5 protein-coding genes and 1 pseudogene are annotated in these 12,079 nt (G+C 43.6%); 4 read left to right on the top strand and 2 right to left on the bottom strand.

Annotated elements, in window-relative coordinates; all coding sequences use genetic code 11:
• Positions 1–447 precede the first annotated feature (447 nt).
• The 3 genes from ABF638_RS23460 (at position 448) to ABF638_RS23450 (ending at position 5,766) form a co-directional block, all read left to right on the top strand.
• On the top strand, positions 448–3,057 hold the full coding sequence (locus ABF638_RS23460; protein ID WP_435025354.1) for a Mu transposase C-terminal domain-containing protein: 2,610 nt from the start codon (positions 448–450) through the stop codon (positions 3,055–3,057).
• 170 nt (positions 3,058–3,227) lie between these two features.
• Positions 3,228–4,190, top strand: a complete 963-nt coding sequence (locus ABF638_RS23455) for an AAA family ATPase (protein WP_435025353.1) — start codon at positions 3,228–3,230, stop codon at positions 4,188–4,190.
• Positions 4,180–5,766, top strand: coding sequence for a TniQ family protein (locus tag ABF638_RS23450; RefSeq protein ID WP_435025352.1), 1,587 nt, complete (start codon positions 4,180–4,182; stop codon positions 5,764–5,766). The genes ABF638_RS23455 and ABF638_RS23450 overlap by 11 nt, the downstream gene beginning before the upstream one ends.
• Before the next feature lie 464 nt (positions 5,767–6,230).
• On the opposite strand, the pseudogene ABF638_RS23445 reads toward ABF638_RS23450, so the two are convergent.
• A pseudogene (locus tag ABF638_RS23445) lies at positions 6,231–7,372 on the bottom strand (IS4 family transposase).
• On the opposite strand from ABF638_RS23445, the gene ABF638_RS23440 reads away from it, so the two are divergent.
• Positions 7,290–7,520, top strand: a complete 231-nt coding sequence (locus tag ABF638_RS23440; protein WP_435025356.1) for a hypothetical protein — start codon at positions 7,290–7,292, stop codon at positions 7,518–7,520. The pseudogene ABF638_RS23445 and the gene ABF638_RS23440 overlap by 83 nt on opposite strands.
• A 31-nt stretch (positions 7,521–7,551) precedes the next feature.
• Here the strand turns inward: ABF638_RS23440 and ABF638_RS23435 are convergent, their stop codons facing one another.
• Positions 7,552–11,721, bottom strand: coding sequence for a chemotaxis protein CheB (locus ABF638_RS23435; protein WP_435025351.1), 4,170 nt, complete (start codon positions 11,719–11,721; stop codon positions 7,552–7,554).
• Positions 11,722–12,079 lie beyond the last annotated feature (358 nt).

Genomic DNA, 12,079 nt, shown 5'->3' with positions numbered 1-12,079 from the left:
CCCCATTTTGCGGCTTGGATAGCTACCGCAAACATTTTTCGCTCCGCCACCTACAATCCTTACAGGTTCTGAACAACGGATTTTTTGCACAAACTCTTTTGTCGTCTCTGTTAAACAAAGGCGGCGACACCAGTCTTCAAAGTCTTGGTCGCTGAGCATACAGAAAAACCGTTATTTTCGGCAGGTTTATGCTTTATTTTTATACTTTCGGCAAGCTTATCATTTCAAAACTCAACTTTTTCTATTTAGCCAATAAACGTAATAATCTACTTTTCAACTCTTACTGTGTCACTTAAAGGATAATGTGGCCGTTTTTAAACCATAAAGTGGCCGCAGTCATCTGAACTGGTAAGTATAAATATTTATATCAATAAAAGACTGTTTAACTGGCGAAAGCCTAGATTTGTGGTATGAGCTTGTTGCTGCTTTAAAAGCTTGGGGGCCAATATGTTAAGCGACCAAGAGTTTAATGATTGGTGTCGCGGCGTAAATTTACCACAAGCGGCTAGGCAATTAATTTCCCAAATCCGTGCCTCTGAACCAATTCGGCGAGTCAAAAGCAGTGGTATAAATGTTCGGGGCGACTACGCCAGTCGCAAAATGGGAAAAACTATTCAATTTGAGTCCCATAAAATTGAATTGCCAGGTGTAGAGGAGTACGAAGAAGACGCAGATGTACTCGAATACTACGACCAAGCATATCAAATTACTCTAGAATTTCCCTCAAGCAGTGGGGAAATAATCAAAGCTTCGCATATACCAGACTTTTTCGTAATTCGGAAGCAGAGTGCAGGTTTTGAAGAGTGGAAACCAGAATCAAGATTAGAAAAATTAGCAGCTAAACAATCACAACGTTATATGCGTTCAGAAGATGGGCAGTGGTTAAACCTGCCAGCAGTTGCTTATGCAGAAAAAATAGGACTGTATTACCGAATTCGGTTAGATACAGAAATTGATTGGATTAAATATAGAAATCGACTATTTCTCAAAGCCTATGCTGCTGAAGATTACCAAATTGACCCAGAAATAGCTGAAAATCTGGTGAAGTTAATTAGCTTAAATCCGGGCATAAGTTATTGGGAAATGATTCATACTCAACAGAGCAATCCTGATGACATAAATGCTTTAATAGCCACACAAAAAATTTACATGAATTTGAGTGCTGCACCCTTAGCAGAGCCAGAAAAAGTACAGCTTTTCCGTGACCAAGAAATCGCGGTAGCTTATGTACAAATGATGAAATCACAACCCAATAACGGAACGATTCTAAATATTTTAGATGTTAAACCCAATCAACTGGAACCTAAAACTCATAATCAAGTAAAAATGTCTCCAAAAGCAATGGAGCATTTTTTGAGAGCTAGTCCTGAAGACTTGGCAGAAGCTAACCAAAGATATGAAATAATTGAACCTTATCTTAATGATAGTTATAGAGATAAAGAAACTGTTCCACAACGTACTATTCGCAGATGGAAGGCTAAGTTTATAGCAGCACAAAAGGCGTACAAATGTGGTTATGTTGGGCTGCTAAATAATTCTAATGCTAGAGGCAATCGCTTACCCAGAATTTCACAATCGTCCCAAGATTTCATTGACAAAATAATTGAAGAATATTATGAAACTTTTCAACAAAGAAGCAAACTAGCTGTTTATGGAATTCTAGCAAGAGAATGGGAGAAAGCAGGTCTAACAGATAAGCTGCCTAGCTACGCTACATTTTGTTCTAGAATTCAACATCGTTCGGGTTATAGGCAAACAAAAAAACGTAAGGGAAACAGAGCAGCTTATCAACAATCTTTATTGTATTGGGAGTTGAAATTAACCACGCCATGTCATGGCGACCGTCCATTTGAGATAGCACACATTGACCATACGCAACTGGATATTGAGTTAGTATGCTCCCGAACAGGTTATCTTCTTGGTAGACCTTGGGCAACTTTGTTAATCGATGCTTACAGCCGACGTATTCTCGCAGTTTACCTAACTTTTGACGAGCCAAGCTACCGTAGTTGCATGATGGTATTAAGAATCTGCGTACAGCGATTTGAGAAATTACCAGAGACAATAGTTGTTGACGGTGGGACAGAATTTAGTAGTACATACTTTGAGACATTGTTAGCTGCTTTTGAATGTACCAAAAAGCAGCGACCAGCCGCGAAAGCCAGATTTGGTTCAATTGTTGAACGTATTTTTGGAACTACAAATACAGAGTTTTTTTATAATCTCAGAGGCAACACTCAAATTACTAAGAATGTCCGCCAAGTCACTAAATCAAATAATCCCAAAAATCAAGCTGTTTGGACACTAGATCAACTCTACGAACACTTTTGTTCATATTGTTACGAATTCTATGATTGCCGAGAACATCCAACATTAGGACAAAGCCCACGTCAAACTTTTATGTCAGGGCTAAACTCAAGTGGTTCTCGCCCGCAGAAGCAGATTATTTATGATGATAATTTTAAGATTTTTACCTTGCCTTCTACACCTAAAGGAACTGCAAAAGTTCAACCAAGTAGAGGCGTGAAAATTAATTATCTCTACTATTGGTCAATTGATGATTCGTTCCTAAGACCAGAAATTGAAGGAACTAATGTACCTATTCGTTACGACCCTTTTGATATGGGGACTGCTTATGCTTACGTTAAGGGACGTTGGATACGCTGTATTTCTGAATATTACAAATCCTTCCAAAATCGTTCCGAAAAAGAAGTGAACATAGCTAGCACACAATTACGTCGAAAAAGACAGAAACACGCTCAAAGACTTACTCTATCTGCTCAAGAAAAAGCTACATATTTAGAAGGAACTGAAGCCCAAGAAACTTTGTTATTACAACGCTTACATGATTTAGCACAACAAGATGTTTGGGTTTTGATTGAGAAAAACTCAGTTATTGAAAATAAATCAAGTAAACATAATTATTCAGCTAATGTTCAAGATGTAGATCAAAATATTTTGTCAGGTTCAGAAAGCATTATAAAGCCCAAGTCATCAGTAAAAAATTTAATAGATTTAACCAAAATAGAAGCTTATAATACAGAGGAACTATGGTAAAAAATAAGTCGTAGTCTTTTCCAGAAGAACTTCTCTTACAGCCGAACGAAATCAAAACTGATTATTTCAAAAGTATCACTATTCCACATCAAAGGCTCAAACAAGCCTTAGATACTTTATTAATTAATATTCTGGAGCCAGCTGACACTTTAGTATTTTTAGTTTTTGGTGTGACTGGTGTAGGAAAAACAACCTTACGCTTGCGTCTGGAAAATCTGCTAAATTACGAATTTCTCCCCTTATTACGCAAAAATCCTGGTCAAATTGCTGTTGCTGGTATTGAAGCTATTCCGACAGAACAAGGAAAGTTTAGCTATAAAGATTATTACACTCGCGCCCTAGAATCCCTTCAGGAAGTTTTGATTGAATACAAAATTGATTATGAAATTCCTCACGGTGAGGCAAAGGATTTGGGATTTCTAAATCGAGCTTACCGCCAAGATTCGCCTGCATTACGCCGAGCAATGGAAAAAGCATTTCGTTATCGTCAGGTAAAAGCTTTTACTGTAGACGAGGCACAGCATTTATTTATGATGGCAGGCGGACACCAGATGTTACAGCAAATGAACTGGATTAAGTCTATTGCTAATCTTACTGGTACAGTACATATTTTATTTGGAACTTATGAACTGCTTAACTGTCCTACCTTGAATGGGCAAATAGGGCGGCGTAGCGAAGATATTCACCTGTTACCTTACCAAGCTGATAACCCAGAAGATATTGCTGAATTTATCAGAGTGATTAGAACTTTTCAACGCCACATTCCGCTTGTACAAGAACCAAAATTAGAACAACACTATGAGTATCTTTTTTCTGGCTCAGTTGGCTGTGTGGGGCTATTGAAGAATTGGTTAACTCGTTCTTTGAGATTTGCCTACTCTGAAGAAGCTCGGACTCTTAATAGCAAACATCTTAAATTAGGTGCTTTTTCTGCATCCCGGCTCAACAAAATTAAGGAAGAAGCACAACAGGGATTTAAACGCTTTCAAGAAGAATCCAGCTTTTTTGAGCGGCAATATTCAACAGAATATGGAATAAAAATGCCAGCCAAAAATCCCCTACTTAAAAAAGGTCGTGTTGGACAAAGAAAACCTAAAAGAGATGATGTAGGGGTAAATTCAGATGAGGACTAACATGGCGGTTAACGATGAATTGTGGCTCAAAGAACCAGAATTTATTCCCAGTCCTAGCCGTTTGTTTCATCTGGAACCGATTGGACTTGGTACTTGTTATGTTGAAAGTCTGACTAGCTATGTTGCTCGTCTAGCCGCAGCTCATAGCGTATTGCCTGGAACTTTATTGGCTAGAGAGATAAAACCAATAGTTGGGCATAACCATACTACCAATCCTTTGAATTCTAAAAGTATTGTAAGTTTGTATGGACAAGCTTCTGTAAAAGCTTTAAACGGAACACAAATTGGAGCTAAACAGCTGGTTTTCGCTCTAGAAATATTGACAAAACGTACTGAATTACAGTTTTTGACAATGCTACCTTGGGCAAAAGTCTTCCCAGTTTTGGGATTGCTCAAGCATTCTCATGCTTGGTGTCCTTATTGCTATCAAGACTGGTTAAATAATCAACAAGTCATTTATTCACCTCTGCTGTGGGTTTTGAAACCAGCTAAAATTTGTCCCATCCATTATCGATTTTTAGAATCAAAATGTCCTCACTGTGACCTTGAATTTTTACACCTGTGGCATAACTCACGACCTGGATTTTGTCCCAAATGTGGTGGTTGGTTGGGGATGAACTATGAAGTATCTTTGCCAGATAAGAGATTGTTCGAGGAGATACCCAATTTACAGCAAGAGATTTGGATAGTTAAGACTTTAGGAGATTTAATTGCTCAAGCTCCTGAATTTCCTTGTCCACCTCCAAGAGAGACTATTAAAACAATACTAAGAGCTTACGTCTATCAATATACTCAAGGTAATGTTTCCGCTTTTGGTCGTTGGCTTGGGTTATCGAGATATGAAATTCTACATTGGTATTCAGGTGTAGCCATCCCAAATTTAGATAAACTTTTGAAAATCTGCTATGCCTTATCAACTAATCTTGTCGATTTTCTTCAACTTAAAATACTACCTCTTACTCTTAACCAGCTAGTTTCTCTACCTGCTCCTAAACAGAAAAAATTATCATCACAGCCTGCTTTAGTTACTTCAAATAGTAATCCTAAGTGCGAACGAGTTATTCAGGCGATGCAACTAGCTCAAGAAGAAGAACCACCTCCTTCTTTAACTCAATTAGCTGTTCGTTTAGGATTCAAAACTCCTAGTAGTTTAACTGCTTGCTCAAAATCTTTATCAGCATCTTTGGTTACTAGATATAGTGAATATCAACAGCAGCTAAGATTTTTGCACATCAGAAACATACTTGAATTAGCTTTGTTTAGCGACGAGTATCCACCACCTTCTCTAAGAAAAATAGCTAAGAGAACTGGTATTGGTTTGGCTACTTTCTACCACTATTGCCCTATTGTGTGCCATGCTATTTCTTTACGCTATAAAGATTACCGCAAATTCGTCCATAAACTAGCTATTGAGCAAGGCTGTCGAGAAGTGCGCCAACTCGCTCCAGTACTTCATGCACAAGGCATTACCCCTACTGCTAAAAATCTCAGAAAATTTATGCCTCATCCCTCTTCGCTGTGGCAGGCTGAGGTAATTGATGTTTTGAGGCAGATAAGGCTGGATCTTCCACAGTAAATCTTATTTATTCGCCTTTTTCTAAGGTTTTACTACTGCGGCCACTTTATGGTTTAAAAACGGCCACATTATCCTTTAAGTGACATACTGCGGCAAAGTTATGGTTTCAAAAATGGCAAACTTATGGTTACAGTCACATATTTTAAGTATAAAATACTACTTTAAATTCCTAGGCTTAGTGAAATTTTGCCGCAGACTAGAATGGCACGCTTGTTAATCGCAAATCCCTGATATAACAAGATTTTGAGTGTGGGGAGTGTGGGGGCAATACGGTTCGGTTAAGCTCTAAGCGGTATTAAGAATAGAAAAAGTGACTGTTTTTAATTTAGCGTATTGCCCTCTATGTATTGGTTTCTTGGAGGGAAATTTGGCTCTAGTTTTTTTAACTACACGAGGATTGCTTCGACCTTCTCTGCGAGACGCTACGCGAACGGGTTCTGGAATCTGCTCATCCAAAATTTCTCTTACAAGCCAGGTGAAAAAAAAGGAAATTCTTCAATTTGGAGTCGCTGGAATTTAGGAACAGCGCGACGGATGATGTTCAGAGTGCCAGTAAAACTTAAACGTAACGGGAAAATTGCAGCCGATTCAGCAACCTGAAACATAAGTGAACGCACAGCCCAATGTCCAAGCAGCCAGCCATAAACTTCCTGAACAACTTCACTCTTGTTTGAGAGAACGAATTAGAGTTTTGCGCCCTAAAAGATGGACTTTGAGTTCATCAATGGTACTTTCCACTTCCCAACGTTGGTGATATTCCGTGGCTAACAATAAAGCGGGAAACAGGGCAATATCCGTCAAATTGGTAATTAGACGGTAAACTTGTGGTTGGTCATCAGTATCAATGGTGTATTCAATGACTCGCACCATGATTTTTGTGCTACCTTTTTTCTTGGATTTACCGTCAGGGACAATCCACGACAGATAAGAGTCATCTTCTAGGACTTTCTCGACTGGAAATTTGACATTTTTAGGTACTCGTCCCAAATAATTACATTGTTGTGCAAGAGTTGCTTGTACCATTGCGTAGGAATGTAAGCCTCTATCCCACATTAATAACATTCCTGCTGTCACAGATCGCAGTAATTTTTTGACTCTGACTCGCTCACCTATCCGGTAAGGACACATCAGTGCATCAACAATTAAATGTGTCCCAATTTCAATTAACAGTACTAGGCGCACTTTTGGGAAAGCCGCTCGCGTTCCTGGTCGTGTTCCTGGATATCCAAAAACTCTGGCATTCGATGGCGTATCCGGGACATCGAAAACTGTCCCATCTACTGCCATCAATCGCAATCCCCCTAAAAAAGCACCTCCGGTCTCAATTGTGGCTAGCGCTTTGACTATTAAATGAAATAGGCGGCTCATTACCCCTGCTCCTACTCGCTGTCGGGCTTCTGTTATTGATGATTTACAGGGTATTCGCCAATATTTTCCCACTCTCACCGACGCTTCACTTAACCCATCCACTAAGTTTTTTAGCACTGAACTCAAAAGATGCTTTTGACCATAAGCTCATTGCAATGACTAGACAGACCACCAGATGTGAAGGTAAAGCCCGCTTCCGTTCTTCATTACTATGTGTCTGTGTGATCGCTTGCGAGATTGCTTCTGCTGGGATAGCTGTTTCTAACGCTTTGAAGACCGTACCTGGTTCAATCGCAGGTGAGATCAGCGAGAATTCTTTGAGTTGCATTCAATCTCAGTACACTTGGGTGATAACCCTCAGTTTATCTGGTTTTTGGCTTAACTAAACCGTATTGAGCCTCGTGTAACGGCAAGCCGTTAAGTTCGTTTAGCCAAATCGGCAACTATTGCACCCAATTGAACCAGATCACAGGGTTTAGCCATGTGCATTTGAAACCCCGCCTTGATCGCCCGTTGTTGTTCTGCTTTACTGGCATAGCCCGTCAGCGCGATCGCCGGAATTTGTCCTCCGGCTGCCGCACTGAGCGATCGCACCTGTTGAATCAGGAAGTAGCCATCTTCCTCAGGCAAGCCGAGATCAGAAATCAGCACATCATAGCGGTTAGGGCTTTCGTTGAGCGCAGAGAGCGCTGCTCTGGCAGTCGTTACGGCCACCACCTCTGCCCCGTAAGTCTCTAGCATAAACTGCAAGGGTAAAAGCACATCGACCTGATCATCAACCACCAGGATCTGCAAGCCTTCTAGAGAGGGGAGATTTTGCGAAGTGTCCAAAGATGTTTCTACCGTCGGTTCGACAATCGGCGGTGAGGTTGGGGGCGGGACGTATAAAGGCAACCGCACGGTCAGTGTGGCACCTTGTCCTTCGCCCGGACTTTCTGCCTGCACAGTACCACCATGCAGCTCGATGAGATGCCGCACGATCGCCAAGCCTAATCCTAGCCCTTGATTGGTTTTGGTTGTACTGGAATCGGCCTGATAGAACTGCTCGAAAATATGTGGCAATAACTCTGCTGGAATACCAATTCCTGTGTCACTGACTTGAATTTGCGCCTGCTGGTCAACCTGTGACAGCGTGATGTCTACTCGTCCACCCGCAGGCGTAAACTTGATCGCATTCGAGAGCAGGTTCCCCAGCACTTGCTGCAATCGTTTGGCATCCCCCAGCACGGAGATCGAACTCAACGATGACACTAACTGAATATTTTTTGCCACCGCCGAGAAGTTAACGCTATCGAGAGCAGCTTGAACCAATAAGCTCAAGTCGATCGGGTGGCTATTCAATTGCAACTTGCCACTCGCAATCCGAGAGGCATCCAGAATATCTTCAATTAGGTAATTGAGTAGCTTACCGTTCTGCTCAAAGGCTTCTAAGGCGTGATCGACTGTTGCCTTGTCGCAGTCGCGGTTGCGGAGCAGTTGTACCCATGCCAGCAGCGAGTTGAGCGGATTTCGCAGTTCATGGGACAGATTTGAGAGAAATTCATCTTTGGCACGATTGGCCGCTTCAGCCTTCTGGCGCGCCGTGCGCTCGGTAACATCTAAGCTCACTAGCAAAATCATGTTTGTGTTGTCTTCTCGGTACAGTTTGCACCCATTGAACAGCATGTTTTTTTGCCCAATCTGCTCGAAATCATGATTGACTTCAAAATCCTGCACCGCAAGCTCATCCGCCAGAATACCGTTCAACATCGATCGCAGTTCGGGAATATCCCACTGCCCATTGCCTAATTCAAACAGCAACGTGTTGATGGTTTCAGCTTCAGAAACCTGAAATGTCTCGTAAAACGCTCGATTCGCGGTATTCACCCGTAAATCAGCGTCCAGCACAACCAGTGGGATTTGCACCGTCTCAACGATGGCTTCTGTATAGTTGCGAGCGCTCTCTAGGCTGGCAGTGTAGCGTTTGAGGGCATTAATATCCTGTAGCAACAGTGTCACACCGTCAATTTGGTTTTCAGTGGTGCGATAGGGGCGAATGCGGATGCTATACCAGTATCCGGCTTCTGTTTGGATTTCCTGTTCTTTCGTATTGAGGGTCTCCAATACCTCCAAAATCATCGGTTCTAGCTGGGAAACGTCAAAATTGCCATGCAGGTCAGTGAAGGGTCGTCCGATATCGGTGGGGATGAAATTGAACAGTCGCTGGGCAGTTGGTGTAAAGCGGCGAATCCTTAAGTCATTCGTCAGCATCACAATCGGGATATTAATGCTGGCGATAAAGTTGTTGAGATCACTATTGTCTCGATTTTGTTGCAGATTCCGACTCCGCAGTTCTTCATTGGTCGTCGAGAGTTCTTCATTGGTGGCTTGAATTTCTTCCTTCGCCGTTTGCAGTTCTTCATTCGTGCTTTGCAGTTCCTCATTGCTCGATAGGATCTCTTCATTCGCTATACGCAAATTTTGGTTGAGTTGGTTTTGCTCCTGCATCATCGCTTGCAGATGCGCTTGGGCCGAGAGTTCGCGTTGGGTGGCGGCAGACAGCGCCTGACGAAGCGTTACAAGCTCACGCGCTAAGTCCGCTGGCTCCAAGTTTTCTACCGTTGCGGAACTGGTGAACGTGTTAGAGGCAGGGGCAGATGAAGAGATGGGATTAAAAAGCACCAAAAAATAGAGGGCGTTCATCAGGGCTGGGCGAAATGGCAGCACCTCCAGATTCAGCCGCGATCCACCCAGTTCCATTTGAATGTCTTCCTGCCGCACCAGCACGTTCTCTGTCTGAGCCTGATACAGGGCGGTGCGAAGGGGTGTTACCAGCCCTTCGCGTGCCATAGACAGCAGGTTTAGCTCCGTGGTGCTAGGGGTCAACTTCAGGTAAAGATCGAGGTCTCCGCGCATCTGTAATATCTGCATGTGTTCATCGACCATGACCGATAGCGGCATATAGCGATTGGCGATCAGTTGGTCAACTTCTCGGGCTAAATCAAAGGGAATGGAACGCTTTTCTGGGATGCGCTGCGGATTATGGAGACTGGGGACGAACCCAGAAGTGGCTGTAAACGCAAATAAGGGATTAGATAAGCTCAATTTTCGGGCATAGATTTTGCAGGCTTCATCAACGGGCGCAAACAAATTTGAGGCAGCTTTGATGCTTTCTGCCGTACCCAACACCAGGTAGCCCGTTAAGTTGAGGCTGTAATGAAACAACGCCATGATGCGCTCTTGCAGGCGATCGGATAAATAAATCAGCAGGTTGCGACAGCTAATCAGATCGAGATTCGAGAACGGGGGGTCGTCGCCTAAGTTATGATGGGCAAACACACAAAATTCGCGAACGGTACTGCTGATTTGATACCCTCCCCCTGCCTGGGTGACAAAGAACCGACTTTTACGCTCCGGCGAAACGCCTGCCATCTCGCTTTCTAGGTAGAAGCCCGATCGGGCTTTGCTAATGGCTGTTTCGCTAATGTCGGTAGCAAAAATCTGAATCGGCGGGACGGTGGCGCGATCGCTGAAAAACTCTAACAAGCAGATGCCGAGTGAGTAGACTTCTTCCCCGGTTGAACAGCCAGCCACCCAAATCCGAAGCGGCACATCGCTGGCTTTATTTTGGCTGATCATGGGGAAAATCTGGATCTTCAATTTTTCAAAGACGTGCGGATCGCGAAAGAAACTGGTCACATGGATGAGAATTTCTTCGTACAGAGCTTGAATTTCGTCCCCGTGCGTTTGCAAATATTGCGCGTATGCTGCCAGATTGTCCAGCTTATACAGCAGCATCCGCCTCTGGATGCGGCGCTCCAGCGATGCCGGTTTGTATTGGGTAAAGTCAACGCCAGTTGTCGTGCGGAGGAGGGAAAAAATTCGGTTCAGCGGATCACCCAGTTTCGGGGGTAACTCCTGGATGATCTGCAACGGCTCTGATTGCCCCAGAAAGGGGTTGCGACTGAGATTGCTCAGTTCTGTAGCAATGCCTTGCGGCGGCAACACAAAATCCACCTTACCAGTTGCAATCGCCGTATTGGGCATACTGTTAAATTGCGCCGTGGCATCACATTCGGCAAAGGTGACACCCCCAGCGATCTTGACGGCTTTCACCCCCTCAGCACCGTCTCCATCCATCCCCGACAGCACAACGGCGATCGCTTTGTTGCCGCGATCGGTCGCTAACGACTCAAAAAAGATGTCGGCGGGTAAATATTTGCCGTCACTTTTCTGCCGGAGCGCGAGCCGCAGAATGCCATCGACCAGGGTCATTTGGGCATTGGGTGGAATCACATAGACCGCGTTTGGCTCAACTCGCATCTGGTCTTGGACCTGACGTACAGGCATGGTAGTCACTCTGCCTAAAATTTCCGGCAGCAGGCTTTCATGGTCAGGAGACAAATGCTGAATTAGCACAAACGCCATGCTCGTATCCGTTGGCAAATGGCGCATCAGTTCCGTAAATGCCTCTAGCCCGCCAGCAGAAGCGGCAATTCCCACCACTGGAAAAGGGGCATCGGTTTGGGATGGCTGATTTGGCTCCGAGTCTGGGTTGATGGGGAGTGAGTTGGATGGATCGTTGGGGACGGGTGACTCAGCAGACATAAATTGTATGGGAGTTCAATGCTCCTTTCAACAACACTGAACTAAGCAGGAGTCGAGTCAATATGGTTCGGTTAAAGGGGAAAGGGAAAGGGAAAGGGACTCATGTTTTGAATACATCCTTTCCCCTTTACCCCTTACCCAGACCACAAGGAAAGTGAAAATGCTTATCCGAACCGTATTGGGAGTCGAGTGATCGCTTGAGCAGGCTCAACAGCAGACCGTCTCAGTTCAACCAAGAAACTGATCCTGTTGCCAGATTCCAGGAGGAAAAGCACCAGGTCACTTCAATGATACGACGTAAGTACACTTAGGTCACAACCCTCAGTCTACCTGTTTTTGAGCTTAACCGAACCGTATT

The organism is Nostoc sp. CALU 1950 (assembly GCF_051172895.1).
Lineage (GTDB): Bacteria > Cyanobacteriota > Cyanobacteriia > Cyanobacteriales > Nostocaceae > Nostoc > Nostoc edaphicum_A.
The sequence above is the reverse complement of the archived record's forward strand: the minus strand, read 5'-3'. Positions and strand labels throughout refer to the sequence as shown.

Bases quoted from the DNA above. Each gene is read 5' to 3' on its own strand.
- ABF638_RS23460 (WP_435025354.1), top strand. From the start codon at position 448: ATGTTAAGCGACCAAGAGTTTAATGATTGGTGTCGCGGCGTAAATTTA.
- ABF638_RS23435 (WP_435025351.1), bottom strand. From the start codon at position 11,721: ATGTCTGCTGAGTCACCCGTCCCCAACGATCCATCCAACTCACTCCCC.
- ABF638_RS23450 (WP_435025352.1), top strand. From the start codon at position 4,180: ATGAGGACTAACATGGCGGTTAACGATGAATTGTGGCTCAAAGAACCA.
- ABF638_RS23440 (WP_435025356.1), top strand. From the start codon at position 7,290: ATGACTAGACAGACCACCAGATGTGAAGGTAAAGCCCGCTTCCGTTCT.